The following is a 26,677-nucleotide window of genomic DNA, read 5'->3' as shown; positions in this document are numbered from 1 at the left end:
CATATGGCTTTGTCATAAATTATAATACCCAAAGAACACCTGGAAAAGGTAGTGCAATTTTCCTTCTTACTGGAAGCGGTTATACACTTGGTTGTGTAGCAACTTCTCAATCAAATGTCGTATCAATTTTATAGTGGTTGGACCCATCTAAAAATCCAGTAATCGTTATGACTCCTAGTCAAAATTTGAGTAACTACTAAAAGCTAAAAGACCTCCAGTGTAGGTCTTTGCCAAGGGATTTAAATAAAATGCATGCTAGGGTTATTTTGGAATATATCATGAATAGTGGAGCCTCTCTATTAGTGAGAGGCCTGTTTGAAATATTTACTTCTTTACTGCATGAATGTAATGAATTGTTTCAAATGCGGTTAAGTAATCGTTTCGATTGCTAAAATATTGCTCATTAATTTTGTAAGGAGATAACTGTTCATAGATTAGCAAACCTGATTTCTCTAACACCTTTTCCATTTCCGATATAGAGTAACATGATTTCATGGGCTCTCCGCTAGCTTCGGCCATTTTAACCATGTTCTCTACCCTGTTTGAGAGCCCTTTTTCTTCAAAAAGACATTCATCTGCATAATCAAAAACAATAGAGCTCCCAGTTGGAACTTTGGAGAATAGTTCTTCTAATAAGCTAGAAAACTCATTTTTAGTTAGGTAATAAGAAACTCCTAGCAAACTAAAAAATGTTCTTTCATATTTAAAGTTTTTTTCTAGTAGTTTTTTATATGAAAATATGTCTGTAAAATCCATTGGAACAAAATGGATATTACTCGGTATTTTTATATTAACTTCATCCAATCTTTTCACTTTAAATTGTTGTGTAGATGGATGATCAATTTCAAAAATTTCAATGGTATTCTCCAATTCAGGATGTCTTATGGAAAACGTATCGAAGCCAGCTCCGAGTATTGCATATTGCTTTACCCCTAAACTAATTTCATTCTGTAAAACACTTTCACAATACGCCGCACGCGCCAAAGGTGTAGGAGATAACTGTACTTGTGTGATCCATTTTAATATTTCTTCTGGTTTATCCTTATACTTTTCTGCAATTTCTTTGTTGAAGAACTGAATGCCTTTCACCATATTCTCTTGAATGTTATGAAAATCTTGTTGGGAAAGTAACTGTATAGCGATAAAGTCATCAAAGATCTTTGGCGAGTCATATTTACTATGATATGCCCGACTGAATGCCGATACTAAAGAAGTTAAACTGGATTCATTCTGCTTCATACCAATTTCCTCCTATAAAAATAAGATTCCCCTGGCCAGGAGAATTTTATTATATAGAAAAAATTATTAACTGTAAATTATAGCATAAATAAATTATTTTGTCAAATATTTAGAACTGAACTGTTATTGGTTGCGCCCCCTTTTTAAAAGGCGGTCTTAAATGTATAATCGTAAACTCTGAAGTTAAGGAAACAGATTAAAACAAATGAAAGACTGGGTGCTTTAATGGGTTACATAGATGGGATAGACATTAAAGTATTCAATTATATAAGCTAACGGCTGATCTCTTATTTTAAATCTCATAACAGGATTTCAGATGTATACAACTAACAACTGGACTGCAAATTTAAAGAAGGATATCTTCTCTGTTTTGTGGAAATTAATTAGACAAAGGATTTTAGTTTAATCTTTGTTAAGGAGGTCGCTTAGTGTGAAACCATCTATATTATTCCTCGGGACCGATCATTTTTCTGAGCAAAATAACGGTGATATGTTTTACAAGAATGGGAATTCCTCATTAAGTAATAATGAGGTTGATCAACTAGGATTCCGCTTAGCTAAACAGTGTAATCTTAATCGGGTGAATGCGGTAAATTGGATTGAAGATGAAGAAGGCATCCCGGATTTTACAAATTTGGGTAAATGGGAACAAACGGATGCGAATAAATCATTAACAAAGCTGGGGCAATTTGGACTGCTAAGTATTGGTATTATCGTAATCTGTTAATCTATAAAATTTGGTTACCTTAATAGATTCAAATCAGGAAAGAATTTTTGTTTTATATGGCTCTGGATACCTCCATTTACTATTACAGTTTATAAAAGAGAGTGGACTTTTTGATGTTAAATTAGCCAATGACTATCTCAATTAGTTTCATTGGAACTATAGGGGGATTATTTTGAGAAAAAAACGATTGTTGCTGATTGTCCTTAGCCTTGTTTTTGTAATCGCAGCTTGTAAGGAAGATAGAACCATTAAAGAAGAAAAATGGAAAGATAATAGTCCTTTTTTTACAAATGAGTATGGTGAGATGTTTGGAAAAGAAGGTATCATAGGAATAATTGGTCCTAAAACAATTACAAATGAGGGACAAAAGTGGATGTGGCATTTTTGGGGAACTGAAGAAATTTCTCATAAAGAATGGGAAGTAAAAGCATTTAAGCAAGGTGAAGAAGAATCGATAAATCCCATTACATTCAAAGATGAAAAATTATCTCCTCGTGGTGGATCTTTTAACGGGCATGCTCGTTCAACTGTAATGTTTCCATCATCAGGGACATGGAAATTAGAGGTTTATATTGATGGGGAATATTTTGGTGAAATGATCGTAGATGTGATGCAGGAATGATAAGTTCCGAAGTACAACAACTTGCCACAGTTTATTAGAAGCAGAGCCATACTTAAGGGGGAGACAATGAAGAAAGCACTTCTGATTATAGACGTTCAAAATCATATGTTTCAAGAAGGTAGTGTTGTATATGAAGGGGATAGGTTACTACAAAATTTAAAAGAACTAATCGATTCAGCACGTACTACAGAGACGCCGATCTTTTATATACAGCATAATGCGCCAGGTGGTCAGCCTTTAGAATTTGGTACGGAAGGGTGGGAAATTCACCCTGAAATTATGCCTGACAAACAAGACGTAATTATTCAAAAGGCTACTCCAGATTCCTTTTTAAATACTACTTTAGAAGATGAACTTAAAAAACAGGGTATTGAACAACTGGTAATTACCGGAATTCAAACAGAAGTATGCGTGGATACGACTTGCAGAAGAGCGTTTAGTTTGGGTTATAAGGTTACGTTAATTTCAGATACACATAGTACTTGGGATTCACAAGCCATTACAGCCCAAGAAATTATAAACCATCATAATGGAGTACTACGTTGGTTTGCAGAAGTTAATCCTAGTAGAAGTATTACATTTGATAGATGAAGGTGCTTAAGCTATGGCTTGGTACTTCTTGGAGGAAAAGATATGTTAATCAATACGGACAGACTATTGATACGAGATTTTCAATTTGAAGACTGGAAATCTGTTTTGAAGTATACATCTGATAGTAATGTAATGGAATATATACCTGAAGGAGTATTATCTGAAAAGGGAGTAAAAGATTTTATAAGAGAAAACACTGATGAGAATGCGGGAAAATTCCCTGTGATTTTAAAGGAAGAAAATGCACTTATAGGCCATATGGTTTTTCATAAATGGGGTGGAGAGAGAACTTATGAGATAGGGTGGGTGTTTAATCCAAAATATCACAACAAAGGGGTCGCATCAGAAGCCGCATTGGCTATTCTCAAGTATAGTTTTGAAGAATTGAAAATTCATCGGATAATTGCCACTTGTCAACCTCAAAATATTGCTTCTTACCGTGTTATGGAGAAGATCGGAATGAGGAGAGAGGGCCATTTCAAGAAGTGTATACCTGCACATTATAAGAAGGGTAATAGGGATTGGTGGGATGAATATTTTTATGCAATTTTAGCTGAAGAGTGGGAGGGAAAAATAAAGTTGTAATGAAATCTGTTGAAGATAAAATCGTCTTTTTCTCATATATTGTCTGACTGAAGGGGCTATTATGTCACAGATTAACTAGTGTAATTTAATGAACTTAATTGATCAAGTAGGCTCTATAGGGACAACGATTTTTTAGGGAGGTTATTAAGTAATGGAAGGAGGGGAGTTTATATGACTCAATATATTTATATAGCTTCACCAATGAGGTTGCCAGAAGGTTCATTTGGAGCAAGTCCCATATCTCCTGAACAACCGAATATCTTTAAAAATGAATTTGATTTTGTACATTTATATTTCGAAAATAACTATGATAGCGAGAAAAAGCAAAGGTTTACATATAGCCCACATTTTTCATATAAACATCAAGTAGCAGCATGTTCTAACCAAATTCCCTTAAAGAATGACTTAAGTGGAAGACCAGAGGAAGAAAAATGCTTATCGATTCTATATAACTATGTGGAAGAGGCCATTCAAAATAGTAACATCATAGAGTATTTTACTTCGCTGAACGGCGAGGAAGACGCAAGACTTTCAAAGAAAAGAAGCATTAACTGGCTGGATATAAAAAATCCATATGATTTAGTTCTAGAAGACCGTGAGTTTTTGGAGATTACTCTATGGAATTAAAATATAACATAAACTAAATGTCACTTAAGTTAATCACAGGAAATCGTCAAGGGGGCCATTATGTCACAGATTAAAAAATTCCACAGAGCTTTTGGCGTTTATGGAATTTATATAGAAGACAACAAACTCTTAGTTATAAACAAAAGCAGAGGACCATATAAAAACCGTTATGACCTTCCTGGTGGTAGTCTAGAGGAAGGGGAGGGCTTATCAATTGCGATGCAAAGAGAGTTTAAAGAAGAAACGGGAATTGATATCGAGATCCTTAAAAACCTGGGCGCAATTGATTTCATCGCTCCTTGGGACTGGAAAGGATTTACGCATGTTCATCATATTGCGGTGTACTATGAGGTCAAAAGGATAGGAGGCAAAATAATCAAACCTGCACAGTTCGAGGGACAGGATTCTCTTGGCGCTGTTTGGGTAACAAGGAAAGAAGTATCACTAGATAACGCCTCTCCGTTAGTACTTAAAGCTTTTGAGTGGATGAACAAGAACGAACTTGGAATAGAAACTGTCTGTTACGATCAATGGGAAGTTAAGGAGTAAATATAAAAGTAGGTGCGGTAATGAGGCTGGTTTTCGGCAGTAAGAATGAACACGTGGAATATAGAGTTAGAAAAGGCGTTTATGCTGTTATTTTCAATGATTTAAAAAATAAAGTACTAGCTGTCCAGACCGCCAATGGTAATCACTTCTTACCCGGGGGAGGAATGGAAGATAATGAAAGCGATATAGAATGCCTGAAAAGAGAGATGATAGAAGAAACAGGGTATAAAATTGAGATAAGCTCCTTTATAGGTAATGCCATGTGTTACTTTTACTCTACCAAAAATGAACCTCTATTAAGTGATGGATATTTTTATCGAGCAAAACTATTGGAGAGAGTGCAAGATTCGGTAGAAGAGGATCATTATGTAAAATGGGTAAAGCTAGAAAAAATGGAGGAGTCTTTTTTTCATGAGCATCAAATTTGGGCAATTAAGAAAGGGCTAAATATTAGAGTTACATAAATTTAGGTTTGGAATGCTAGCGCGTAAAATCCTACGGTTATAACGAGCGTCTTAGAAAGGGTGTAGTACAAACCTAAAATGAGTGATTACTCACTTTACAAACAACTTCAAGCAAGCTAAAATAAAAGTGATTAATCACTCACTAAGCTGTAAGGAGGAATTACATGACTAAAGACATTCTTTCAATAAGTAAAGTCGAGAAATCTTATGCAGGGAAAGAGGTGCTGGGTTCCATTTCCTTCGCTTTAGAAAAGCCAGAAATTTTTGGTCTGCTCGGTCCTTCAGGGGCAGGAAAGACGACGCTCGTGAAGATTATTTCTGGTATTGAAGAAGCTACAAATGGCGAGACAAGAGTTCTTGGAACAAATATGCCTAACCTCCAACAAATGAAGAAAATTGGTTATATGGCTCAGTCGGATGCTTTATACAGTGAGTTAACTGCAAAAGAAAACATCATGTTCTTTTCCGCGTTATATGGACTAAAGAAGAGCGAGATAAAGCGACGTATTCAGGAAATCATAGCAATGGTCGATCTCGAACAAGACATGAATAAAAAGGTAGCGGATTTTTCCGGTGGCATGAAACGAAGGTTATCACTAGCCATTGCATTAATACACGAACCAAAGATACTCATATTGGATGAGCCAACTGTAGGAATTGATCCGGTTCTGCGGAGAAAGATTTGGGGTAACTTTCAAGAGCTAAAAGCTTCTGGTACGACAATTATCGTCACAACGCATGTCATGGATGAAGCGGAAAAGTGTGATCGCCTGGGAATGATTAGAGATGGAGAGATGATTGCGATCGGGAGCCCTGATCATTTAAAGTCAGAAACTCAAACAGAAAGTATTGAAGATGCCTTTTTATATTATGGAGGTGTGCTCCATGCGAATTAAAGCAATGGTTACACGGATTATTAAGCAATTCGTCCATGACAAACGGACAATCGCGTTATTGATTGTAGCACCAATCCTTGTACTTACTCTGTTGTCATTAGTTTTTAATGGTAAAGAATATACTCCCATACTGGCACTTGTTGATGTTCCAATGCCAATCTCAACGGAACTTGAAGAAAGCGAGGCTGAGGTTTCTAATCAATCATTATCTGAAGCAGAGGAAATGCTCGAAGAAAAGCAGTTGGATGCCTTTGTTACGTTCGAAAATAATACCCCTACCATTACATTGGAAGGAAGTGATCCTACAGCAAACCGTGCCACACTGCAGGTGATTCAAAATGTAATAAGCAAGCAACAACAAAATGAAAATGTAGCAATGGAAATTGATTATTTACACGGTAGTGAGGATATGACTTCCTTCGATAATTTTGGACCGGTATTTATCGGCTTCTTTGCTTTTTTCTTTGTCTTTCTAATTGCGGGTGTATCATTTCTGAGAGAGCGAACGACAGGCACACTCGAAAGATTGCTGGCTAGTCCAATCAGACGGTGGGAAATAGTTGTCGGTTATGTGGTGGGATTTGGCTTCTTTACTGCGCTACAAACGATTATTTTGGCATGGTATGCAATATATATTTTAGATATGATGATGGTTGGAAACTTTCTATACGTCCTCTTAATTTCATTAATGACAGCCTTTGTGGCTCTTACTCTAGGTACATTACTGTCTACATTTGCTAATAATGAGCTGCAGATGATTCAATTTATTCCCATCGTTATTGTGCCGCAGTTTTTCTTTTCGGGTGTGTTTAACCTAGAAACAATATCGGATTGGGTGAGCTGGGTCGGGCCATACACACCGTTATACTACGCTGCAGATGCATTACAAGATATTATGATTCGTGGGTATGGGTGGCAGGAGATTGCCATCGACTTTTATATCCTCTTAGGTTTTTCTTTAGTATTCATGCTATTAAATACATTGGCATTGAAGAAACACCGTCGTTTATAATAGAGGGAGAATAAAAGGCTGAAGGAGTTTGATGATGACAAAAAATGATACAAATGGAGAATCTATTTTTGAATTGAGTGTAGAAGAAAATAAAGAATTAACCCAAAAGCAAAAACAAATTCTCGAAGCAGCCATTAATATATTTGCTGAAAAAGGTTACGCAGCTTCCTCAACAAGTGAAATTGCCAAACAAGCAGGTGTTGCTGAAGGGACAATTTTTAGACATTACAAAACCAAAAAAGATTTACTGATTTCGATTGTTTCTCCTATAATGAGCCGGTTAGTGGCACCCTTTGTAATCAATGATTTTAAAAAAGTTCTTCACACTAATTATGAGACAGTTGAAGAACTACTAAGAGCTATATTATTTAACCGAAAAGCTTTTGCAGAAAAAAATCTCCCAATCATTAAAATCATGCTTCAAGAAATCCCTTTTCACCCGGAATTGAAAGAACAGTTTATGAAGCATGTTGCAAGTAAGGTCTACACAAGGCTAGAGGATATTGTGACGCATTTTCAGTCTCAAGGGCAAATAATCGATATGCCAACATCCTCCATTATAAGGCTAATAGCTTCTTCGATGATTAGTTATCTAGTAACACGCTTTATCATAATGCCGGAGGCTGATTGGGATGATGAAGCAGAAATTGAGCGGACCATTCAGTATGTTATGGGTGGGATAGGGAAATAGCAGAGGTTGCTCAGGATGCACATCTAAACAAGAATTGTAATAAGAATAAGTCAGAGTTTTCTTTTTATCCATATTCGGGTATACTAAACGTAGATAATCATAAAATAAAATACCGCTAGTGCTGTCACACTAACGGTATCAGTGCAGTAGCCCTTCAAGGGGGCGACTCGCTAATTGGTTGATAAAATAACCACCTACTTAGCTGTCAGGCATAGGGTGGTTATTTTTTATGGTTAAATGACAGGATAGCAACGATTAACGTTCCAAAAGAAATCATCAGAACAATTGCCTCAAATACTGCCATTGGCATCACCCCCTTTCTAAAAGGGAGCGAGCCACCACCCATGACAACCTTATGCACTTATATGAATTATAGCATTTTATTTGTATAGAACTATAGCCAGCGAAGGGAAAAATCTAAAAATTTACTGCTGTATTTTAATAGCTTTTCTCATATAAAAAACTACAAGGATAAGGAATGAGATGGAAATGATTAAAGCTGTTATTTTCGACTTAGATGGTACATTGTTAAATAGGGATGCTTCTGTACTAAAATTTGTAGGAAATCAGTATGATAGGTTGAATAAAGGGCTTAGTCATATCTCGAAAGAAATTTATATTTCCAGATTCATAGAATTGGATCGGCGAGGTTACGTATGGAAGGATAAAGTCTATCAGCAATTGGTGGAGGAATTGAATATTACCACCATCTCATGGGAAATGCTGCTTGAAAATTACATAACCGAATTTCACGATAGTTGTGTCCCCTTTCCCAATCTAATTGCTGCATTAGAAGATTTGAAAAAAGAATCAATTCGATTAGGGTTGATTACAAATGGGAAAGGACAATTCCAGATGGATAATATAAGAGCTTTAGGAATTGATAGCTTCTTTGATATAATCCTTATTTCGGAATATGAAGGGGTGAAAAAGCCCAATCCAGAAATCTTTTTAAAAGCCCTGAATCAATTGAATGTACCTGCTAATGAGAGCGCTTACGTTGGAGATCACCCTGAAAATGATGTAACAGGTGCAGAAAATGTAGGAATGGTTGGCATTTGGAAGAGAGATTTAGGCTGGAAGGATGTAAAGGCACAGTATGTAATTGATGATTTAAAAGAGCTTTCTTTAATTATTCAAGAATTAAGTAAGGCGGCGTAAAGAGGAATAATTACTTTAGAAATATTTGTTAATTTAAACAATTCATCCTTCCTCTGTTGTAAGATAGAGCAAAAGGATTTTAAACATATAAGGGGGATTTGTATGTTCAAAAGTAAAAAACTGTTTTATATAGCTCTTATTTTTTTTATTTTATCTATGGGCTTAAATTTTCCATTTCCACACAAAAGTCCTTATGGAGAGACAATTTTATCTATACTCAACATACCTATTGAAACGGTTAATGGTTTTCAATTTGTGGGGATCACCTCACTTGTCCTATTGATAGCAAGTTTAATTTTTCTTACCAGATCATTAAAAAAATATCGCGCCCGTGCTGTCCTTATTGCTATTCTTATTTCAATGTTTTTACCCATGATGCTTGTTAATCTTTATCAAAAAAACCTAGCTACGGGCATCTATGCTATTTCTTATGAAAGAGAATGGAGTAGTTGTGAATTTGAAATGATTGATGATGTAACGTTGCACGGAGAATGTGAACTACCTTTTGAAAATTATAGAGGTAATGTAAACCAATTCACTGTTGAATTCCAGGAAAGGTACTATGCAGATGATGAGGTGTCCATGCTATCACTTATGAACCAAACCGCCCCTTACGAAGTACGGTTAGAAGGCAATGAGAAAAAAGTAGTAAAAATAAACGTGGATATAGATGTATCAAATATGGAAAATCATGTAGAGAATGGATCAGCGAAAGGTATAAATATTATTATCAAATCAGGAGATGAAATACGAAAACTATAAGAGTATATAACTATCTGATAGTTACATGTAATGCTTACAAATTTATTTATATATAGAGAGGTATCCCTCATGTCAAAAATAAAAAGAAAAGGATTTTATTAAAGCTGCGAGGTTAATTGGCGAAGTATATGGCCATATAGATAACAATGTTGGGGATCCTTTTTTAGAATATAGGGTGAGAACTCTAATATATGGTGGTTTCTTTGAAGTCAAGGGAATCCCGAAAGCTATGCGGTACTATAGTATAAAATTAAAGCAATTTGCTGGAAAAGATAAGGGAGAGTTTTCATATGACAAAAGGAAACAATGTGTATTTAAGACCAATTGAAGACAAGGACATAGAAGGCATCTTTAATAGTCTCCATGAAGAGGAAGGCCTTTACATGACTGGTACGCGCAAGGTGTTTACGATGGAAGAGGTTCGAAATGCTTATGAGCGGTTTAACAAAGATTCCACTCGTCACGACTTCGCTATTTGTTTAGTAGAGGACGATCAAATGATAGGTGATCTAGCAGTCAATGACATCGACCTAGATAACAGGAAAGCGATGTTCCGAATTGCGATACATAATAAGGATAACTATGGAAAAGGTTATGGAACTGAAGCTGTAATGCTTGCTCAGAAATTTACTTTTGAAGAGCTGCGCCTAAATAGATTAGAGTTACAGGTCTATTCTCATAATCCAAGAGGGATACGCTCCTACGAAAAAGCTGGTTTTAAGAGAGAAGGAGTATTAAGACAGTCCCTTTTCATGAGAAACCAATATTCCGATGAAATCATAATGAGCATCCTATACGATGATTATGTTGGCAGAAATTAATAAACGCACCTAAAGATCCCAATACAATATATTGTCTAGAACAACTATAGCAATATAGAAGAAATATATTGTAGATTTATATAATAGAATCGCCATAAGGAGGAATTGAAATGAGTAAAGTTGTTCTAAATATCTCCATGTCTCTTGATGGTTTTGTAGCTGGAAGTAATGATAGTCAAGAAAAGCCTTTAGGGGATCAAGGCGAAATTCTGCAAGCCTGGATGTTCTCTGGAGAGGAAACTAGCCAGACGAATTCTTTTTTCAAGCTTTCAAGCATTGATAAGGCCATTTTTGATTTAGCCGCTGAAAAAACCGGCGCCATGATTGTTGGGCGAAGGACTTACGACATGGTGAATGGATGGGGAGGAAGTCATCCATTGGCAAATGTCCCGGTTTTTGTACTTACACACAGTGTTCCAGATTCTACACCATCAGGTAATACACCTTTTACTTTTATCACTAACGGGATAGAAAATGCTGTAAAACAGGCCAAGAAAGTAGCTGGGTCAAAGGATGTAAGTATTGGAACTGCAAGTGTTGCTCAACAATGTATTAAAACGGGTCTCTTAGATGGTCTGGATTTACACATTGCTCCAGTATTGCTAGGAAAAGGAACCCGGTTGTTTGATCATATTGGGGAAGAGAGCGTAAAGTTAGACTCCACAGAGGTAATAGAAGGAACCGGTGTTATACATGTTAAATACAATATTTTGAGATAATTAGTTCCAAAACAAAAACCAAGGCAACTTTTCGTATCAATTATTAGAAAAGTTTGCCTTTTTTGTTTCCTTTTGTTGTAAGATAGAGAAAGAGAAATTTGTAAGATTTTGGAGGAGTGAAAATGGGCATTAGGAACTCAGCGAAGGCGATTATTATTCAGGACGATCAATTGTTAGCAATTAAAAAACAGGACCAAGAGGGCTACTATTATATTTTACCTGGTGGTGGACAGGAATTTGGAGAAACACTTCCCCAAACACTAAAAAGAGAGTGTATCGAAGAAGTTAATGCGGCTGTAGAAATTGGTGACCTAATCTTTATACGAGAGTATATTGGAAAAAATCATGAGCATTATGAGTTTGATTCCGAAGCTCACCGGATGAACTATATGTTTCTATGCAGTATTGCAGAAGGGGGTGCAAATTTAGGAAACGGTACAGCCCCAGATGAGGGACAAATTGGTGTCGAATGGCTTCCTTTATCCGAGTTACTGAATTATAGGCTTTACCCTCGAACACTTCGAGAATATATTATTGACTATAATGAAGGGAAAGAAGCGCCTGTTTACTTAGGTGATGTAAATTAATTGCAAAAAGGTTTATGGAATCATGATAGGCCAACCTTGAAATAGGAGAAGGGGGGATACGAAACATGACTAAAAATATATACATCATCAGACATTGCAAAGCGGAAGGACAAGCACCGGATGCGCCGTTAACAGAAGAAGGGTTCATTCAAGCAAAGGAACTAGCCGAATCTTTATCAGATTTAAAGGTAGATAGAATCATTTCAAGCCCATTTGTTCGAGCTATCCAGACGATTAAGCCCTTTACAGAAAATAAGGATATAGATATTGAGGTAGATAGTCGTTTAGCCGAACGCGTCCTTAGCACCACCTTTCTTACGGATTGGATGGAGAAGCTAGAAGAGACTTTTGACGATATGGATCTTAAGTTTGAAGGTGGAGAATCAAGTAACGAAGCAGTGAAGCGAATTGTAGAGGTAGTCGATGAGATCGTAGTTAGTGGCTCTGAAAATACAGTGATGGTGGCACATGGAGGGATTATATCTTTATTACTAAACTTCTATGATAAAAGCTTTGGTTTCGAGCAATGGATGGGTCTACGTAATCCTGATGTCTATCATTTAAAGGTTACCGAGACCAATGCTAATTTTAACCGTTTATTGAAAGATTGATTAGTAATTGGTATAAAACGCAGCAGGAGTTAGGAGGTTGGGTCATTTGCCTACAAACGTATATTTTGTGAGACATGCTCATTCTATGTATACACCAGACGAGTTGGTAAGACCTTTATCTGAACGTGGCTTTAATGACGCAAATATCGTAACTGCATTACTTAAAAATGAAGCTATTGATGCTGTCTATTCAAGTCCTTATAAGCGGGCCATCCAAACAGTTGGAGGGATTGCAAAGTACATAGGTAAAGAGATTAAGATAATAGATGACTTCAAAGAAAGAATCCTCGCGGAAAAGCCTGTGGAAGATTTTACAGAGGCGATTACGCAGGTTTGGGAGGACTACGAATTTTCATGGTCTGGTGGCGAATCAAACAAGGTTGCTCAAAAAAGAGGCGTAAACGCAACTTTAAAAGTTCTAGAAAGTAACAAGGGAAAAAATGTCGCAATAGGCACACATGGTAACATAATGGTTTTGATTATGAATTCCTTTAACAGTAAATATGGATTCGAATTTTGGAATCAAATTGAAATGCCAGATATTTATAAACTATCTTTTGAGAGGCAAGAGCTCATGTGGGTGAAAAGGGTATGGAAATAAGAAACTTTGATTTAAAATATCGGAGGTTCACTTCTTCAATGAAGAAACGGTTATAGGAGAAGAAAATATGCAAAAATTACAATTAGAAAAATGGTTGCTAGAAGTAGATGTAGGTAGGACGAGAGAATACTATAAACAAGATCAGGAACTTTGCAATTGCGTAGATTGTAAAAACTATAGAGAAGCTTGTACACAGATGGATTCTCAGATTAAGGACGTATTTGAAACGTTAGGTATAGACCCTACAAAACCAGATTTGTTATCAGAGTTTGGGGAGGCTGAAGATGGATTACACCTTTATATGGTGCATTATTATTTGGCTGCAAGCTTAGTTGAAGGAAAGTATTGTTTGGATTCTGATTGGACTTCTGAAAACACGGCTATTTTAGGCAATTTTACTTTTGGATTTGCGGAAGTGGACCCAAGTGAAAAGGATGATTTACCAATGTCTGGCCTTTGGCTAGAGTTTGAATCAAAAATCCCGTGGATCTTACATGATCCCCAGTAAGTTTCCTCTACTATGTAGCAAGAACATAGTAGAGGAAATAATTTTCATCATTGTAAAAAGTCGTTAAGTAGAAAACCCTAATTTTTTCGCTTCCATAATGATCGACTCCATCAGCATACGGACGGTTTGCCTTTTTGCCATAGTGGCGTTTTGGCCTGCCCAAAGAGACATAAAGTCCGTCTTACCCTGATTAGCGCTGGCCTTTCGAATATCCTTTGTTAGGCTATTCTGTACAGGAAAAGCTGGTACTTGATGTTCGTTCGCTCTCATAGAGGAGATAAATTCGTTCTGTATTCCTCTTGCCCACTTTCCGGAAAAGGAGCGGGTTATAACAGATTGGTCTTCTTTTGCATTCAGTATGGCAGCTTTGTGCAGCTCATTTGCTCCACTTTCTAAACATGTCAAAAAAGCTGTACCCATTTGCACCCCTTGGGCTCCTAAACAAAGGGATGCCATGAAACCCCTACCGCCCATAATACCCCCAGCAGCAATAACAGGAGTACTGACATTGTCGACTACCTGGGGAATAAGTGTCATTAAGCCGACCATACTTTCATCATTCGACTGGAGGAAGTTGCCACGGTGTCCGCCAGCCTCACTGCCTTGTACGACAATGATATCCATCCCGGCCTTCTCTATGGCAATAGCTTCCTTCACCGTAGTTGCTGTGCCGATAAGAAGTATATCGTGTTGTTTTAAACGGTCCATTACTTCCGTAGTAGGAACCCCAAAAGTAAAGGAGCAAATGGGCACTTTTTCCTTTATTACTACATCAATTTGCTCCAAGAAAGTGTTATATAAATCATTAAAATCTGGTTTTTCAACAGTATTTTTCTCTGGTAGCTGTAACTTACGCCGAAACTGGTTCAACCTCTCGTTAGCAGTAAATATTTCTTCTTCTGTTACGTGAAATTCATTTGGTACAAAGAGGTTTACTCCGAAAGCATGGGGAGTTAATTGCTGCACTTTCCGTATTTGTTTGCGGAGCTGGTCAGGTGACATATAACCTGCTCCAATCATTCCAAGACCTCCAGCATTAGCGACTTCTGTAACCAAATGAGTAGTCGTTACACCCCCGGCCATTGGTGCTTGAATAATCGGGTACTTCACTTTCAAAAGATCCGTGACATTATGTAGCATCTTTATCTCCTTCCCTCTTCTATATTGGTTAGCCTCAGAAGTGAAATTCTTGCTGTGTTTCTTATTCTAAGTTACTTCTTTCTTATGTGAGTTTCAATCATCAGTTACAAATGAATCTAGATACTCTCCAAGGAAAAACAATGGAGAAACTGTCCCTCAAACAGTTAATTCATTTTCTGTTTTGAGTTGCAAAGCTCTACTTAAAAGGTTCTGTAATACAGCAGCAAAGAATGCTATAACAGCGGAACAGAAGATGATCACTAATCCGATAAGCAATATTCCGGGATTGGCAGCATTTATGGATAGAAGGGAGATAAACCCTACAATGTACAAAAAACTTATGATTAAAGCGCAATACTTAATATTTTTTAAGGGAAATAAAGACTTAGTCGAGAAAGCTTTATTATAATTAATATAGCGTAAGAGCTTTAATGCTTGATACAGGGCAATGAAGAATGGGAGGGTTGTCACAAGTAAGCCAACTAATAATGGGTATTGTAAATAGGCAAACTCTGGATACATTTCAGCGAAAAAGTTTGCCTGATATGGTAGCCAAAAAATACTTAGAGCTAGTACGATTAGCCCAATAGTGACTATAGCAGACTTCAGAAAAAGCGTTGTTCCTTGTTTCATAACCTACACCTCATCCTGTTTGTTTTTTTACATCTTACTATATTATTTATTGATTGATTATCAATAAATTTTTATCAATTTTCAGTTATGCAGAAACAAAAGAAAAAGACCCCTTCGAGAGAGGTCCCAGTCTGAAGAGTACAACCTCCTCGAGACTTATAAAGTTGCGGTATAGGAACGTTAAACCTTGGTAGTATTAGGATAAGAACGGAGTAGCGTAATCTTCTTTTGCTGTGTTCGTCCCATGATTCTGTCTAATATTTGATCCAGATACATTGAAAATGGCGTACTCGTACGCTGACGTGGTCTTGGTAAATCGATAGACTGGTTCAGACTAATATAACCATTTTCAATGACGATAACACGATCGGCAATGGCTACAGCCTCTTCCACATCATGTGTTACCAAAATGGCTGTAAACTTTTTTTGCTGCCAAAGGTCCTCAATAAGTGCCTGCATTTCTAAACGGGTTAATGCATCTAGCGCACCTAAAGGTTCATCAAGTAGTAATAGGGAAGGTTCATGTACTAAAGCACGAGCTAAGGCAACGCGCTGTTTTTGTCCGCCGGAAAGCTTGGCTGGCCAGTCTGCAATTCTGTCCTCTAGTCCTACTAGCTGTAAAGCTTTCTTAGCCCTAGCCTTTCCCTCTTTCGTGAGGCCAAGTGACACATTATCGATTACTTTTTTCCAGGGAAGTAGACGGCCATCTTGAAACATCATTCGTGCTTCGCTATTTAGTTCTGCTAGCGGTCGTTGATCCATGATCAATTGTCCCTTACTAGGCGTTTCTAAACCTGCCAGTAACCGAAGTAGGGTGCTTTTCCCACACCCACTTTTTCCAACGATTGCAACAAATTCCCCCTTTTTAATAGATAAATTAATATCCTTTAACACACTTCTTCCAGGGTAGTTTTTTTCAATGTGCTTTGTTTCAATATGAAATTTTGGTTCCTTTTCTTTCAAGTTCCTTACCTCCTTTCTTTACGATCCATTCCAACGAAGCAATTTCCTTTCAAACAGCTTGGCAATGACATCCGATAGTTTTCCGAATAAAGCATAGAGAACAATACTTAGAACAATCACATCCATTTGCATAAATTCTCTTGCATTCATCGCCATATAGCCAATTCCGGAATGGGCGGAAATGGTTTCGGCTACAATAAGTGTTAACCACATAACGCCAAGAGAAAAGCGCACACCGACAAGGATGGAAGACATGGCTCCAGGCAGTATGACATGAAAGAATAATGCTTTTCCTTTTAAACCATAGGCCTTTCCCATTTCAATTAACCCTTTATCTACAGATTTAATTCCGTGGTAGGTGTTGATATATACTGGAAACATCACACCAAGCGCGACAAGGAAAATCTTGGAGGTCTCATCTATACCGAACCACAAAATAACCAGAGGAATTAAGGCTAAATGTGGAATGTTACGTAGCATTTGAATGGAGGTATCAAAGAATAATTCTGCAAAACGGAAAATACCATTAAACAAGCCAAATGCAAATCCAATAACGCCACCGATGAGAAAACCAATTAATGCCCTGCCAAGGCTGATGGAAACGTGGTCCATCAACTCGCCTGTGGAAGATAAGTCAATTGCTGCTTGAAACACTTGTGTGGGAGCTGGAAGGATGCGGGAGGGGATAATACCTACTACGGATAATAGCTGCCAGCCAACCAATAGCATAATTGGAACTAGCCATGGTATGAGTTTTTCTGATAAGTTTTTTGTTGAAAATTTCACGATCCTGGCCCTCCTTTATTTAATCAGTTATTCGCTAAAACATCTTTCACCTGAATTTCTTTCGGTATAATATCCAGTTCGTAAAAAGTATCCGCTATTTCTTGTTGTTCCTTTAAGATTTCTTCATTTATTTCATCCACTCCATATGTCCGCCTCTTTATGGACTTCAGAATAGAGTCCTCTTCAATGTTAAGAATAGGGGTTAGTATTGTTGCTAGTTCCTCCTGATTACTGTTGGCCCAATCAGATGATTTTTGTATTTCGTCTAATAGAACGTCAATCATCTCTGGGTTATTCTTTTCAAAGTTTTTAGTCGCAATAAAAAAGTCTCGATCTGTTGTTAAGCCTTCCCCATCTATTAGAAGCTTTCCGTCAGAATGTAGCTCTGTCGAGGCTGTATAAGGGTCCCATACCACCATCGCATCGATGTTCCCTTGCTCAAAAGCAATTCGCGCATCACCTGGTGACAAAAAGGCAGGTGATATATCGCTATACTGTAATCCTGCTTCTTGTAATGCTTTTACAATTAAATAATGGGAACTGGAGCCTTTTGCAAAACCGACTTTTTTTCCTTTTAGATCTTCTGTACTTTGAATATCTGAATCATTGGGTACGAGAATCCCACTTCCCTTAAATTTTGACTTGCCAGCAGCGACCATAACAAATGGGGCATCTGCCGCTTGTGCAAATATGGGAGGGGAATTTCCGGTTCTGCCAAAATCAATACTTCCTGCATTTAACGCTTCCACTAAGGCTGGACCCGCCTGGAATTGCTTCCACTCGACTGTGTATCCTTCCTCTTCTAATCGTTCTTCTAATGTACCGAGCGATTTTAAAATAATGAGAGGTCCATTTTTCTGATAGCCAATACGAATTACCTTGTCTCCCTCGGAGTCTGCTTCCGATGATCCACCACTCTGACTACAACCAACAAAAAGGAACAAACAAATAGCGCTTATAAACAACAACTTCATTTTCTTTTTCATTAATCGAACCTCATTTTCATAAATTTGCGCAGATGCTAGCTCAGTTTGTAAAACGAAACAAATACCAACTAGAGGCAGAGGAAAATTAACCAAAGAGAGGCTCTGCGCTTTTCTTATCTGGTTTTAGCCTATGTTTGAATGAAAAGTAGGTTCCTGTCCATTGTAAAATAATACCCAACATATTTTTTATTCTGTGTGGGAAGCTAGTCAGGAAGAGAAGGTATTATCTGTATATCTAAGTATTAAATGAAAACATCTTGGGAGGGAAAGAAATGAGTAAGCTTAATAACAGCAAAGAAGAGGAGGCGCTTCACGCTGGTGAGGTTTATAACCTGTGGTCTTATCTTTATAATACAAAATGCTTTTGTGTCACCATGCAGGTTTTAATTAATCATACAGGGGACAATGATTTAAAGGTGTTATTGGAGGATGTGCTGGAAAACGGTTTTACCCAGGAAGAACAACAAGTCGAAACATTGTTGAAGGAGACTGGGATTCGCCTGCCGCCTGCCCCGCCGGATCGCCCAAATGTGGAAACACAGGATATCCCGGCTGGAGCACGCTTTAATGACCCGGAGATTGCTGCCCTTGTGCAAAAGGAGCTTATAGCGGGTCGAATGTCGTCTAGTTATATCATCGGAATTAGCTTCCAAGAGAAGCTTCGTACCATGTTTGAAGAATTTAATACGCAAAAGGAAGAATACGAACTGAAGTTACTAACACTAACAAAGGAAAAGGGCTGGATTGTGTATCCGCCAATTAATACCAAATAAAGGATTTTAGTAAAGGAGTAACGTGATGGTAAAGGCTGCAAACAAGGGGATGACAATACTTGCAATTGGTTCAATCCCCTTAATAATGACACTTGGTAATTCCATGTTAATCCCAATTTTTCCTAAAATGAAATCCTCATTAGAGCTATCACAAATGCAAGTTAGTTTAACGATCACCGTGTTTTCCATTGCTGCTGCCATTCTTATCCCGATTGTAGGATATCTTTCTGATCGCTATTCAAGAAAAGCAATTATTCTTCCATCCCTGTTCTTATTTGGTTTGGGTGGTTTACTAGCGGGATTAGGCGCAGCTGTTTTCTCGGATTCTTATACATGGATCATAATTGGAAGAGTATTACAAGGTATTGGAGCAGCAGGAACAGCACCAATTGCGATGGCATTGACGGGAGATTTGTTTAAGGGTGGCGAACAAAGTAGAGTCTTGGGGATTTTTGAAGCATCAAATGGACTGGGTAAGGTTTTATCCCCTATTTTTGGGTCCTTAATTGCCCTAGCTGTCTGGTATTTTGTCTTTTTTGCTTTTCCCATCATAAGCTTTCTTTCTTTGATCCTCGTATGGCTCTTTATTAAAGAAAAAAGCTTTAAACAAGCTCCTCCACCGTTTAAAAAATATGTAAGGGGTTTGGTAAGTGTTTTTAAACACGAGGGAAGGTGGCTCTTTACGACCTATCTTGCAGGCGGAGTCTGCCTGTTTACTCTATTTGGAATCTTATTCTTCCTTTCCGATGTTCTGGAGACGAAATACTCGATAGATGGGGTGCTCAAAGGTCTTCTGTTGGCAATTCCTTTACTTGTCATGGTCATCACATCTTACATTACGGGGAGTAAAATCGGGAAGAATCTAATGAGGATGAAACGATTAGCAATACTTGGACTTGTCCTCATGACGCTATCTTACAGCCTTCTTACTTTCTTCGAAAAGCTGATACCTTTTCTTATCGTGCTGGCCATTAGCAGTGTGGGGACTGGCCTCGTATTGCCTTGTGTAAATAGTATTATCACAGGAGCAGTAGGGAAAGAACGCAGGGGCTTTGTCACTTCCTTATACGGTTCCGTCCGATTTCTTGGTGTGGCACTTGGTCCACCTGTTTTCACTCGTTTAATGGATTGGTCTAGAACGGGCATGTTTCTTTCTGTTGCAGCCCTAACGTTTAGTGTAGGTCTCCTTGTTTTCTTCTTACTGCATGTAAAGGGGATGGATGGGAAAGACGAAAAGAAAACAGCAATTCGTTATTCGTATTTTTAAGCCATGTGCCCGGCTATTTTAGGGCGCAATACATAGCGGTTTCTCATTTCCTTCTCCAACTAATCGTATAACTTTGATAAAAATCTAACTGGCATATTAAGTTAACCATTCTTGTTGAGATCCATTGGCTTCCAAGTGCGAGAAGAATGATTTTCCAATCTATTATGGCGGCTGTAAATATAAAAACACAGCAATTAATCCAGAATAATGGTTGTCCTGGAGAGATACTCCTTTTATTTGAGACAATCAGGGCAATTACCCCAACACCTCCATTAGACACCCCTTGTCGCATTAGCAGCCCTATCCCTGTGCCAAGTAATAACGAGCCACAGAAAAAATCCAAGAGAAGATTGCGATTCGCTATAATAAAAGTTTGTTCAAAAAAAAGGATAGAAACCGAAGTCATCGTAATTCCAATAACGGTCCAGACCGCAACCCTTTTTCCGAGATATTTTACCGCAAGCAAAAGCATGGAGGCATTGACTAGCCATAAGGCAAGCCCTGTATTGAGATGGAACCAATAGGTTAACAATACTGCAATACCTCCAGCCCCACCAGATGGGATGAAATGAGGAAACAAAAATAGCCCCATTCCCATTCCTTGAAGAGACCCTCCAGTTATAACGATTATGGTTTTTACTAGTAGGTGTGTCATCAGATTCCCCCTAAGGAGGCTCTAATGAAACGCCCATTAGGACAACCCCCTTCATCATCCTATTCAAACCAGCCTTTAATCATGTTTTAAAATCTCAGGAGATTATGCAGCGATGTGAGGAATATAATCAGTGAAAGGGCTTTATAGTGGTGCCTTTTATTGTGTAATTAGTATATAATATACCTGTCAGAATATAGAGATCTATGAAAAAATAACACAATAATGCATTGTGGTAGAGGGATTATTGATGTTACATAGTTAAAGGGGGAACCATATGGAACTTGCATTACAGTATCACTGGGAGATTTTTATTGTGGCAGAGGTGCTATCCATAGCATCGTTGCTTTTATTTTGCGTTTTTAGATACTTTTTTAATAAACAAAGGCTTAGTAGAGGGTTTATCGCCTTATTTTTAGCCTTGTTAGCAGCAGAGGCGCTACTAGGGTTATTTGTATATCAGGAAACTGGCGAAATCTCCAGCTTTTTAATCATTGTTACTGTTTTTGTTATTTATGCTTGTACTTTTGGAATAGCAGATTTTAAGAAGTTGGACCGATGGATGCGCAGGAAGATTGGGACATTTCGTGGTGTAGAGCTATTAACAGAGAAAGACTATGAGATTATCCGTAGGGACAAGGACCCCAAGTATAAGGCAAAAAAATATCGTATTTCTTCTCTCATACATTTGGCTGTTTTTCTGGTGGCTCAAGCCATCTTTTGGAGTTTAGGGACAGATAGTATGGCCGAAGTGAAATGGTACCTGACTGATTTTTCTTGGGTAGAAAGAGGCGAAGCGGAAGGATCTCCTTATCCAAATGATACGATTTTTTCAATTGGTGTGATATGGGGGCTTGTTTTTATCATAGACTTTTTGTATTCATGGTCGTATACACTATTTCCGAGTAAATAAAGGAGCGGGTTTGTTATGGAGAAGGTACTACAGGATTTTCCTGTACTAGAAACAGAGCGTTTAATTTTGAGGCAAATACGTAAAACAGATGCTAGGAGCATGTTGAAATATCTATCTGATAAGGATGTAATGGAGCATTACGGATTATTGCCTTTTCAAACGGAAGAAGAGGCACTCGATGAGATAGCCTGGTATGATTCGATATTTGCTAAAAAAACAGGGGTTAGATGGGGGATTACTATCAAAGGGGTGGATGAAGTAATTGGCAGCTTTGGTTTTCTAAACTATGTGGCGCAACATTCTCGCTCCCAAATCGGTTATGAGTTAGATAAGCAATTTTGGGGAAAAGGTATAGCAAGTGAGGCAATTGAAGCGATATTGAAATACGGGTTTGGTGAAATGAATTTACAACGCATTGAAGCATTAATTGAACCGCCAAACGTGGCATCATGTAAGCTTGTCGAACGAACTGGTTTTATTAAGGAAGGCTTGCTAAGAAGTTATGAGTTTAATGGAAAAAAGTTTGATGACCTATATATGTATTCCCTATTAAAAAGCGACTATGAGTCTATGTAACACGCAAAAGTGGTAGTACCAAGTTTAATAGTACTATTAACATTTTGACAGGGGTGAAGCGAGATGAAAGCCATTTTATTTGATTTTGATGGGACATTAGCGAATACACTACCTGTTAGTTTCTATGCCTTTCAACAGGTGTTCAACACGTATGATGGAAAAGATCTCTCGGATGAAGATGTTAAGAATATGTTTGGTCCTCCCGAGCCAGAGATTATTCGGGGTAACCTGCAACATTCAGATAAGGAGAAGGCAGTTGACCTATTTCTTGAAATTTATGAGAAAAATCATAAAGCGTTAGTAGAGCCGAATCAGGAAGTTACGGACATGATCCAAATGCTTAAAGAGCGCGGGTATAAACTGGCAATCATCACAGGGAAGTCTAGGGAAAGTTTGGATATTTCTCTTAATGCCTTAGAAATGGATGAAGCGTTTTTTGATTCCATTGTTACTGGAGATGATGTGGTGAACGCGAAGCCGAACCCCGAAGGTATTCTTAATACATTGCGAGATATGAATATCGAGAAGAGCGAAGCAATGTTTATCGGAGATAGTAACGCGGACATTGAAGCGGGAAAGCAGGCAGGTGTAACCACTGTAGGAGTACAATGGCTACCTGAATTCCAATCTAGTGAATTTACAATGAAGCCTGATAAAATATATAAAAAAGTATCCGATTTTACACAGTCATTTGGTTAATAACAGAAATAGTTGGCATAGAAAAATTCAAGATTCATTTAGTCCATCTTATTTTAAATAGCGAGATGGACTGGATGCGGATCGAATTTTCCCCTAACGATTCCAATTATGTTGCTTCATTTGTACCCTGCCTTTTTGGTCAAAGGTGACACCTTCTTGCTCAAGGAGGTGTCGCTGGTTCTTAAATCCTGGGGCGAGTTCTCCTGACTTCTTCACGACGCGATGGCTTGGTAGATTGCGTTCAGGTGGTGACTGCCTCATCGCCCACCCGACTACTCTAGCATTATGTGGCTGTTCCAACATCCCAGCAACCTGGGAATATGACACCACATGTCCTCGAGGGATCTGGGCAACGAGGTCATATACTTGATCAAAAAAACCTTTATTCATATTATTCTCCTTCTAATACTTTCTTTAACACATTAACGTGATTATAGTTTTTATCTTTAGCTCCGTATAACAAAACGAGTCGTTCATTCGTCGCTATTTCCTTTAATTTTTCAAGCGCTTCCTGCTGTTCTTCATTCTGTGCCAATTCTTCCTTATACAGTTGCTTAAATTTATCAAACTTATCTGGATCATGATCAAACCATTTTCTAAGCTTTGTACTAGGTGCTACTTCTTTCGCCCAATAGTCGACGCCAGCATCAGCCTTCGAAATACCGCGTGGCCACACTCTATCTACCAACACTCGGTTGCCACCTAATTTGTTTTCTTCCTCATAGATTCTTTGCAATACGATAGAGATTTAGAATCACTCCTGTATAAAGAATGTTGATATTTACCCCAAATATCACTCAGATAAACGGTTAACCTTACTATTATCAACCATAAGTCGATACTTGCCAGGAGACACTCCGGTCCAGCGTTTAAACGCATTTTGAAAGGCACTTGGTTCAGAAAAATGCAGCAAATAAGCAATGTCTCCGACAGAATGCTCCCCTTCAGTAAGGTAGCTTTCTGCCAATACTTTTCGAACTTCGATGGAAAGCTTACTATATGAGGTGTTTTCGTCCTTTAGATCTGCTTGTAACGTTCGGGAGCTTACCCCAAAATTATCAGCCGTCTGGTTCAAGGTAGGTAAAAACATAGGCATACATTCATTTAACCATTTTACAATTTGATAGGACAAGGTATTTTCCTGTGTAATTGCTTTGCTATCCTTTTTGGCTACATTTTCAAATAAACTCAAAAGTTTTGGGTTAGCATATAAGACGGGAAAGTCAAGAACTTCTCTATCCATACATATAGACGATGTTTTGGCTGAAAATGAAGGCTCAACACCAAAGGTTGAGACGTAGGCTGCCGCGTCCCCTGGGTTCTCATGGCTAAATTGTACAGAATGCAAAGGGATCTTCCGGTTACTAAGCCTGCAAGTGAGGTGATAAACAGAACTAGCCATATCCTCTATGCAATGTCGTGACATAGGAGCGTGTGGCTGAAAGTGCAGCTGGATTTGTAGCTTGTTTTCTTTTACCTCCCAATCAAGGTTAAACCCATTATATAAGATGACGTTATATCGTTGATAAGCGCGGAGTGCATCACCGATTGTTTTCGAATGCAACATAACATACCCTAGTACTCCCATGTCCTCAAAGGCAATATTTTCTCCTTGGTGTAAACCAAAAAATGCATCCTCTGTACAGGAAGCTGCGGCATGCATTAACTTTTCTAAATCCATCGCTTCAATCCGTGTATCCACATCACGAAGAAGTTCAGGGTTCATATCCACCATACCGAATAGCTGCTCCTCTTTTATACCATGTCTGTGAAGTGATTTTACTATTGGATAAACCATTGAGATGGAAACACCGAAAGCCGTCATACCTCTCTCTCCTCTACTTTGCGCATATCAACATGTTTATTGCGCTATTCATCATTTCTTTGTCTATAAAACTATTCTATGCTTTTTGTAGCAATACTTCTAGGGCATGGTTTTACAAATTTTAATTCGATGAAATGTAAAAAGGAGGAAGGATTTTGAAAGAAAAGATTCTGATTATAAATGGCCATCCAGATCCGGAGAGTTTTTGTAGGAGTTTATCCGAGGCATACAAAGAGGGAGCAGGAGCTACGGGTGAGGTGCGCTTCATTGATTTAAGCACAATAAATTTTGAACCAAATCTAAAATATGGGTATAGAAAACGAACGGAATTGGAAGTTGATTTGATTAAGGCTCGGGAATGGATTGAATGGGCGAGCCATTTGGTTTTTGTGTATCCGACTTGGTGGGGGGCCATGCCTGCTTTATTAAAAGGATTTATTGATCGGGTGTTTCTTCCAGGATTTGCTTTTCGCTATCGGGAAGGTTCTGCCCTTTGGGATAAACTATTGACTGGAAAAACAGCCCACCTTATTGTAACGATGGACACACCATCCTGGTACAACCGTTTGGTTTACCGGCGTGCTGGACATCAGGTAATGAAACGCAATGTATTGGATTTTTGTGGTATAAAACCAGTACGGATAACCGAAATAACTCCAGTTAAAAATTCTACAGATTATAAACGTGCTACATGGTTGAGGAGAGTAGAGCGGCTTGGGCAAAAGCACTCATAATAGTGTATCAATTTAATTCATAAGACAACGACAAAGAAAAGAGCCAGACTCTTGCTGCTTGTTTTTTCATGATTTCTTGCATTATCCTATCTTTAGGAGGGATGGCAATGATATACATAGGATTAACAGGCTGGGGGGACCATCATGCATTATATCCTCAACAAATGAAACCAAAGGATAAACTACAAGAATACAGCAGTCACTTTCCCGTTGTAGAGGTGGACAGTTCTTTCTATGCCATTCAGCCAGAAAAAAATGCAAGGAAATGGGTAAAGGAGACACCTGATAATTTCCGTTTTATCGTGAAGGCATATCAAGGAATGACAGGACATCAGCGTGGGGAGGAAAACCAATTCTCCTCTAAAACGGAGATGTTTCAAGCATTTATAGACTCCCTAAAGCCCTATTTACAGGCAAACAAATTAGCGATGGTTCTTTTTCAATTTCCACCATGGTTTACCTGTAAAAAGGAAAATGTCGATTATTTACGTTTTTGTAAAAAGCAGATGGGCGACATCCCTGTAGCCTTAGAATTCCGTAACCAAACTTGGTTTGAAAAAAGGTTTAGAGACCAAACACTTGAATTTATGACAGCGGAAGGTTGGATTCACTCGATTGTAGATGAACCCCAAGCAGGGGATGGCTCCGTACCAATCATTCCTGTTGCGACAGATGAGAAGGTGACCTTAATTCGCATGCATGGTCGAAACCTCTATGGCTGGAACAAGCCTAAGGATGCAAATTGGAGAGAAGTTCGCTATTTATATAACTATAATGAGCAAGAACTGCTGGAATGGAAGGAGCGCATCCTTCAGCTAAGCAAGCAAACGAAAGATATTGTCGTTCTATTTAACAATAATTCGGGTGGCGATGCAGCAGACAATGCAAAGACTTTTCAGCAAATGCTGGGCATTGAATTCGAGGGTCTAGCACCTAGGCAGATGGATTTGTTTTAGT

37 protein-coding genes and 1 pseudogene are annotated in these 26,677 nt (G+C 38.1%); 27 read left to right on the top strand and 11 right to left on the bottom strand.

Features of this window, described 5'->3' with window-relative positions; genetic code table 11:
• Window positions 1-324 precede the first annotated feature (324 nt).
• Window positions 325-1,239 carry a class I SAM-dependent methyltransferase gene (locus K3T81_RS17995; protein WP_238022035.1) on the bottom strand — a complete coding sequence of 305 codons (915 nt, stop codon included), beginning with the start codon at window positions 1,237-1,239 and terminating at the stop codon, window positions 325-327.
• Between the two features lie 430 nt (window positions 1,240-1,669).
• Here K3T81_RS17995 and K3T81_RS17990 point away from each other — a divergent pair, with 430 nt between their 5' ends.
• From K3T81_RS17990 to K3T81_RS17945, 11 genes are all read left to right on the top strand, one after another.
• Window positions 1,670-1,966, top strand: coding sequence for a DUF5694 domain-containing protein (locus K3T81_RS17990; RefSeq protein WP_238022034.1), 297 nt, complete (start codon window positions 1,670-1,672; stop codon window positions 1,964-1,966).
• Between the two features lie 10 nt (window positions 1,967-1,976).
• Window positions 1,977-2,111: a DUF5694 domain-containing protein gene (locus K3T81_RS19700; protein WP_379554785.1), complete on the top strand. Its 135-nt coding sequence runs from the start codon at window positions 1,977-1,979 to the stop codon at window positions 2,109-2,111.
• 27 nt (window positions 2,112-2,138) lie between these two features.
• A complete protein-coding gene (locus K3T81_RS17985) occupies window positions 2,139-2,588 on the top strand; it encodes a DUF4871 domain-containing protein (protein WP_238022033.1) in 450 nt (149 codons plus the stop codon).
• Between the two features lie 66 nt (window positions 2,589-2,654).
• Window positions 2,655-3,179, top strand: coding sequence for a cysteine hydrolase family protein (locus K3T81_RS17980; protein ID WP_238022032.1), 525 nt, complete (start codon window positions 2,655-2,657; stop codon window positions 3,177-3,179).
• 42 nt (window positions 3,180-3,221) lie between these two features.
• Window positions 3,222-3,764: a GNAT family N-acetyltransferase gene (locus K3T81_RS17975; protein WP_238022031.1), complete on the top strand. Its 543-nt coding sequence runs from the start codon at window positions 3,222-3,224 to the stop codon at window positions 3,762-3,764.
• A 171-nt stretch (window positions 3,765-3,935) separates the two neighbouring features.
• Window positions 3,936-4,391, top strand: a complete 456-nt coding sequence (locus K3T81_RS17970) for a hypothetical protein (RefSeq protein ID WP_238022030.1) — start codon at window positions 3,936-3,938, stop codon at window positions 4,389-4,391.
• A gap of 60 nt (window positions 4,392-4,451) precedes the next feature.
• Window positions 4,452-4,940: an NUDIX hydrolase gene (locus K3T81_RS17965; RefSeq protein ID WP_238022029.1), complete on the top strand. Its 489-nt coding sequence runs from the start codon at window positions 4,452-4,454 to the stop codon at window positions 4,938-4,940.
• 20 nt (window positions 4,941-4,960) lie between these two features.
• Complete coding sequence (locus K3T81_RS17960; protein WP_238022024.1) at window positions 4,961-5,404, top strand: NUDIX hydrolase; 444 nt, start codon at window positions 4,961-4,963, stop codon at window positions 5,402-5,404.
• Window positions 5,405-5,568: 164 nt separating this feature from the next.
• Window positions 5,569-6,300 (top strand): ABC transporter ATP-binding protein, encoded by a 732-nt coding sequence (locus K3T81_RS17955; RefSeq protein ID WP_238022016.1) that lies wholly within the window; start codon window positions 5,569-5,571, stop codon window positions 6,298-6,300.
• Complete coding sequence (locus K3T81_RS17950; RefSeq protein WP_238022008.1) at window positions 6,290-7,312, top strand: ABC transporter permease; 1,023 nt, start codon at window positions 6,290-6,292, stop codon at window positions 7,310-7,312. Before K3T81_RS17955 ends, K3T81_RS17950 begins: the two co-directional genes overlap by 11 nt.
• 34 nt (window positions 7,313-7,346) lie before the next feature.
• Window positions 7,347-8,003, top strand: a complete 657-nt coding sequence (locus K3T81_RS17945) for a TetR/AcrR family transcriptional regulator (RefSeq protein WP_238022000.1) — start codon at window positions 7,347-7,349, stop codon at window positions 8,001-8,003.
• Window positions 8,004-8,223: 220 nt separating this feature from the next.
• On the opposite strand, the gene K3T81_RS17940 is transcribed toward K3T81_RS17945, so the two are convergent.
• A complete protein-coding gene (locus tag K3T81_RS17940) occupies window positions 8,224-8,313 on the bottom strand; it encodes a putative holin-like toxin (protein WP_238021992.1) in 90 nt (29 codons plus the stop codon).
• Window positions 8,314-8,492: 179 nt separating this feature from the next.
• On the opposite strand from K3T81_RS17940, the gene K3T81_RS17935 reads away from it, so the two are divergent.
• From K3T81_RS17935 to K3T81_RS17895, 9 genes and pseudogenes are all read left to right on the top strand, one after another.
• Window positions 8,493-9,164: an HAD family hydrolase gene (locus tag K3T81_RS17935; protein WP_238022054.1), complete on the top strand. Its 672-nt coding sequence runs from the start codon at window positions 8,493-8,495 to the stop codon at window positions 9,162-9,164.
• Window positions 9,165-9,266: 102 nt separating this feature from the next.
• Window positions 9,267-9,926 (top strand): hypothetical protein, encoded by a 660-nt coding sequence (locus tag K3T81_RS17930; protein ID WP_238021970.1) that lies wholly within the window; start codon window positions 9,267-9,269, stop codon window positions 9,924-9,926.
• A gap of 88 nt (window positions 9,927-10,014) precedes the next feature.
• Window positions 10,015-10,185 (top strand): annotated as a pseudogene (locus K3T81_RS17925) (DUF3658 domain-containing protein); the annotation flags it as partial.
• Between the two features lie 31 nt (window positions 10,186-10,216).
• Window positions 10,217-10,747, top strand: a complete 531-nt coding sequence (locus K3T81_RS17920) for a GNAT family N-acetyltransferase (protein ID WP_238021969.1) — start codon at window positions 10,217-10,219, stop codon at window positions 10,745-10,747.
• 110 nt (window positions 10,748-10,857) lie between these two features.
• Window positions 10,858-11,466: a dihydrofolate reductase family protein gene (locus K3T81_RS17915; protein ID WP_238021960.1), complete on the top strand. Its 609-nt coding sequence runs from the start codon at window positions 10,858-10,860 to the stop codon at window positions 11,464-11,466.
• A gap of 122 nt (window positions 11,467-11,588) precedes the next feature.
• Window positions 11,589-12,053, top strand: a complete 465-nt coding sequence (locus K3T81_RS17910) for an NUDIX domain-containing protein (RefSeq protein WP_238021951.1) — start codon at window positions 11,589-11,591, stop codon at window positions 12,051-12,053.
• A gap of 65 nt (window positions 12,054-12,118) precedes the next feature.
• Complete coding sequence (locus tag K3T81_RS17905) at window positions 12,119-12,664, top strand: histidine phosphatase family protein (RefSeq protein WP_238021937.1); 546 nt, start codon at window positions 12,119-12,121, stop codon at window positions 12,662-12,664.
• 46 nt (window positions 12,665-12,710) lie between these two features.
• Window positions 12,711-13,265, top strand: a complete 555-nt coding sequence (locus tag K3T81_RS17900; RefSeq protein ID WP_238021930.1) for a histidine phosphatase family protein — start codon at window positions 12,711-12,713, stop codon at window positions 13,263-13,265.
• A gap of 67 nt (window positions 13,266-13,332) precedes the next feature.
• Window positions 13,333-13,773, top strand: coding sequence for a hypothetical protein (locus K3T81_RS17895; protein ID WP_238021923.1), 441 nt, complete (start codon window positions 13,333-13,335; stop codon window positions 13,771-13,773).
• Between the two features lie 63 nt (window positions 13,774-13,836).
• On the opposite strand, the gene K3T81_RS17890 is transcribed toward K3T81_RS17895, so the two are convergent.
• From K3T81_RS17890 to K3T81_RS17870, 5 genes are all read right to left on the bottom strand, one after another.
• Window positions 13,837-14,913 (bottom strand): NAD(P)H-dependent flavin oxidoreductase, encoded by a 1,077-nt coding sequence (locus K3T81_RS17890; protein ID WP_238021921.1) that lies wholly within the window; start codon window positions 14,911-14,913, stop codon window positions 13,837-13,839.
• A 156-nt stretch (window positions 14,914-15,069) separates the two neighbouring features.
• Window positions 15,070-15,546 (bottom strand): DUF2975 domain-containing protein, encoded by a 477-nt coding sequence (locus tag K3T81_RS17885; protein ID WP_238021913.1) that lies wholly within the window; start codon window positions 15,544-15,546, stop codon window positions 15,070-15,072.
• A gap of 180 nt (window positions 15,547-15,726) precedes the next feature.
• Window positions 15,727-16,509: an ATP-binding cassette domain-containing protein gene (locus K3T81_RS17880; RefSeq protein ID WP_036576917.1), complete on the bottom strand. Its 783-nt coding sequence runs from the start codon at window positions 16,507-16,509 to the stop codon at window positions 15,727-15,729.
• Between the two features lie 18 nt (window positions 16,510-16,527).
• Complete coding sequence (gene ssuC, locus K3T81_RS17875) at window positions 16,528-17,295, bottom strand: aliphatic sulfonate ABC transporter permease SsuC (RefSeq protein WP_036576918.1); 768 nt, start codon at window positions 17,293-17,295, stop codon at window positions 16,528-16,530.
• Window positions 17,296-17,318: 23 nt separating this feature from the next.
• Window positions 17,319-18,281: a sulfonate ABC transporter substrate-binding protein gene (locus tag K3T81_RS17870; protein ID WP_238021905.1), complete on the bottom strand. Its 963-nt coding sequence runs from the start codon at window positions 18,279-18,281 to the stop codon at window positions 17,319-17,321.
• A 272-nt stretch (window positions 18,282-18,553) separates the two neighbouring features.
• Here K3T81_RS17870 and K3T81_RS17865 point away from each other — a divergent pair, with 272 nt between their 5' ends.
• Window positions 18,554-19,054 (top strand): DUF3231 family protein, encoded by a 501-nt coding sequence (locus K3T81_RS17865; protein WP_238021898.1) that lies wholly within the window; start codon window positions 18,554-18,556, stop codon window positions 19,052-19,054.
• Between the two features lie 25 nt (window positions 19,055-19,079).
• Complete coding sequence (locus K3T81_RS17860) at window positions 19,080-20,321, top strand: MFS transporter (RefSeq protein WP_161464478.1); 1,242 nt, start codon at window positions 19,080-19,082, stop codon at window positions 20,319-20,321.
• Window positions 20,322-20,364: 43 nt separating this feature from the next.
• Here K3T81_RS17860 and K3T81_RS17855 read toward each other — a convergent pair whose 3' ends face one another.
• Window positions 20,365-20,976 (bottom strand): YitT family protein, encoded by a 612-nt coding sequence (locus K3T81_RS17855; protein ID WP_238021890.1) that lies wholly within the window; start codon window positions 20,974-20,976, stop codon window positions 20,365-20,367.
• 274 nt (window positions 20,977-21,250) lie between these two features.
• Here K3T81_RS17855 and K3T81_RS17850 point away from each other — a divergent pair, with 274 nt between their 5' ends.
• The 3 genes from K3T81_RS17850 (at window position 21,251) to K3T81_RS17840 (ending at window position 23,161) form a co-directional block, all read left to right on the top strand.
• The gene (locus tag K3T81_RS17850) at window positions 21,251-21,886 is read left to right on the top strand and encodes a serine hydrolase family protein (RefSeq protein WP_238021881.1); all 636 of its coding nucleotides are present in this window, start codon (window positions 21,251-21,253) and stop codon (window positions 21,884-21,886) included.
• A gap of 15 nt (window positions 21,887-21,901) precedes the next feature.
• Window positions 21,902-22,462: a GNAT family N-acetyltransferase gene (locus K3T81_RS17845; protein WP_238021872.1), complete on the top strand. Its 561-nt coding sequence runs from the start codon at window positions 21,902-21,904 to the stop codon at window positions 22,460-22,462.
• Window positions 22,463-22,525: 63 nt separating this feature from the next.
• Complete coding sequence (locus tag K3T81_RS17840; protein WP_238021870.1) at window positions 22,526-23,161, top strand: HAD family hydrolase; 636 nt, start codon at window positions 22,526-22,528, stop codon at window positions 23,159-23,161.
• A 93-nt stretch (window positions 23,162-23,254) separates the two neighbouring features.
• On the opposite strand, the gene K3T81_RS17835 is transcribed toward K3T81_RS17840, so the two are convergent.
• The 3 genes from K3T81_RS17835 to K3T81_RS17825 are packed head-to-tail and all read right to left on the bottom strand — an operon-like array spanning window position 23,255 to window position 24,986.
• Entirely contained in the window at window positions 23,255-23,551 is a 297-nt protein-coding gene (locus K3T81_RS17835; protein WP_238021868.1) for an MGMT family protein, read from the bottom strand.
• Window position 23,552: 1 nt separating this feature from the next.
• The gene (locus tag K3T81_RS17830) at window positions 23,553-23,909 is read right to left on the bottom strand and encodes a DUF488 domain-containing protein (RefSeq protein WP_238022052.1); all 357 of its coding nucleotides are present in this window, start codon (window positions 23,907-23,909) and stop codon (window positions 23,553-23,555) included.
• 45 nt (window positions 23,910-23,954) lie between these two features.
• Window positions 23,955-24,986, bottom strand: coding sequence for an AraC family transcriptional regulator (locus tag K3T81_RS17825; RefSeq protein WP_238021854.1), 1,032 nt, complete (start codon window positions 24,984-24,986; stop codon window positions 23,955-23,957).
• A 155-nt stretch (window positions 24,987-25,141) separates the two neighbouring features.
• Between K3T81_RS17825 and K3T81_RS17820 the strand changes: the two genes are divergently transcribed.
• Window positions 25,142-25,720 carry an NAD(P)H-dependent oxidoreductase gene (locus K3T81_RS17820; protein WP_238021851.1) on the top strand — a complete coding sequence of 193 codons (579 nt, stop codon included), beginning with the start codon at window positions 25,142-25,144 and terminating at the stop codon, window positions 25,718-25,720.
• Between the two features lie 107 nt (window positions 25,721-25,827).
• Window positions 25,828-26,676, top strand: coding sequence for a DUF72 domain-containing protein (locus tag K3T81_RS17815; protein WP_238021843.1), 849 nt, complete (start codon window positions 25,828-25,830; stop codon window positions 26,674-26,676).
• Window position 26,677 lies beyond the last annotated feature (1 nt).

Source organism: Oceanobacillus jordanicus (assembly GCF_022095695.1).
Classification (GTDB): domain Bacteria; phylum Bacillota; class Bacilli; order Bacillales; family Amphibacillaceae; genus Oceanobacillus_B; species Oceanobacillus_B jordanicus.
Note: the sequence above shows the minus strand (reverse complement) of the source record. Positions and strands in the feature narration are given on the sequence as shown.

Coding starts and splice junctions, on each gene's coding strand:
- K3T81_RS17995 (WP_238022035.1), bottom strand. CDS start 1,239: ATGAAGCAGAATGAATCCAGTTTAACTTCTTTAGTATCGGCATTCAGT.
- K3T81_RS17980 (WP_238022032.1), top strand. CDS start 2,655: ATGAAGAAAGCACTTCTGATTATAGACGTTCAAAATCATATGTTTCAA.
- K3T81_RS17975 (WP_238022031.1), top strand. CDS start 3,222: ATGTTAATCAATACGGACAGACTATTGATACGAGATTTTCAATTTGAA.
- K3T81_RS17970 (WP_238022030.1), top strand. CDS start 3,936: ATGACTCAATATATTTATATAGCTTCACCAATGAGGTTGCCAGAAGGT.
- K3T81_RS17965 (WP_238022029.1), top strand. CDS start 4,452: ATGTCACAGATTAAAAAATTCCACAGAGCTTTTGGCGTTTATGGAATT.
- K3T81_RS17960 (WP_238022024.1), top strand. CDS start 4,961: ATGAGGCTGGTTTTCGGCAGTAAGAATGAACACGTGGAATATAGAGTT.
- K3T81_RS17955 (WP_238022016.1), top strand. CDS start 5,569: ATGACTAAAGACATTCTTTCAATAAGTAAAGTCGAGAAATCTTATGCA.
- K3T81_RS17950 (WP_238022008.1), top strand. CDS start 6,290: ATGCGAATTAAAGCAATGGTTACACGGATTATTAAGCAATTCGTCCAT.
- K3T81_RS17945 (WP_238022000.1), top strand. CDS start 7,347: ATGACAAAAAATGATACAAATGGAGAATCTATTTTTGAATTGAGTGTA.
- K3T81_RS17940 (WP_238021992.1), bottom strand. CDS start 8,313: ATGCCAATGGCAGTATTTGAGGCAATTGTTCTGATGATTTCTTTTGGA.
- K3T81_RS17935 (WP_238022054.1), top strand. CDS start 8,493: ATGATTAAAGCTGTTATTTTCGACTTAGATGGTACATTGTTAAATAGG.
- K3T81_RS17930 (WP_238021970.1), top strand. CDS start 9,267: ATGTTCAAAAGTAAAAAACTGTTTTATATAGCTCTTATTTTTTTTATT.
- K3T81_RS17920 (WP_238021969.1), top strand. CDS start 10,217: ATGACAAAAGGAAACAATGTGTATTTAAGACCAATTGAAGACAAGGAC.
- K3T81_RS17915 (WP_238021960.1), top strand. CDS start 10,858: ATGAGTAAAGTTGTTCTAAATATCTCCATGTCTCTTGATGGTTTTGTA.
- K3T81_RS17910 (WP_238021951.1), top strand. CDS start 11,589: ATGGGCATTAGGAACTCAGCGAAGGCGATTATTATTCAGGACGATCAA.
- K3T81_RS17905 (WP_238021937.1), top strand. CDS start 12,119: ATGACTAAAAATATATACATCATCAGACATTGCAAAGCGGAAGGACAA.
- K3T81_RS17895 (WP_238021923.1), top strand. CDS start 13,333: ATGCAAAAATTACAATTAGAAAAATGGTTGCTAGAAGTAGATGTAGGT.
- K3T81_RS17890 (WP_238021921.1), bottom strand. CDS start 14,913: ATGCTACATAATGTCACGGATCTTTTGAAAGTGAAGTACCCGATTATT.
- K3T81_RS17885 (WP_238021913.1), bottom strand. CDS start 15,546: ATGAAACAAGGAACAACGCTTTTTCTGAAGTCTGCTATAGTCACTATT.
- K3T81_RS17870 (WP_238021905.1), bottom strand. CDS start 18,281: ATGAAAAAGAAAATGAAGTTGTTGTTTATAAGCGCTATTTGTTTGTTC.
- K3T81_RS17865 (WP_238021898.1), top strand. CDS start 18,554: ATGAGTAAGCTTAATAACAGCAAAGAAGAGGAGGCGCTTCACGCTGGT.
- K3T81_RS17860 (WP_161464478.1), top strand. CDS start 19,080: ATGGTAAAGGCTGCAAACAAGGGGATGACAATACTTGCAATTGGTTCA.
- K3T81_RS17855 (WP_238021890.1), bottom strand. CDS start 20,976: ATGACACACCTACTAGTAAAAACCATAATCGTTATAACTGGAGGGTCT.
- K3T81_RS17850 (WP_238021881.1), top strand. CDS start 21,251: ATGGAACTTGCATTACAGTATCACTGGGAGATTTTTATTGTGGCAGAG.
- K3T81_RS17845 (WP_238021872.1), top strand. CDS start 21,902: ATGGAGAAGGTACTACAGGATTTTCCTGTACTAGAAACAGAGCGTTTA.
- K3T81_RS17840 (WP_238021870.1), top strand. CDS start 22,526: ATGAAAGCCATTTTATTTGATTTTGATGGGACATTAGCGAATACACTA.
- K3T81_RS17835 (WP_238021868.1), bottom strand. CDS start 23,551: ATGAATAAAGGTTTTTTTGATCAAGTATATGACCTCGTTGCCCAGATC.
- K3T81_RS17825 (WP_238021854.1), bottom strand. CDS start 24,986: ATGACGGCTTTCGGTGTTTCCATCTCAATGGTTTATCCAATAGTAAAA.
- K3T81_RS17815 (WP_238021843.1), top strand. CDS start 25,828: ATGATATACATAGGATTAACAGGCTGGGGGGACCATCATGCATTATAT.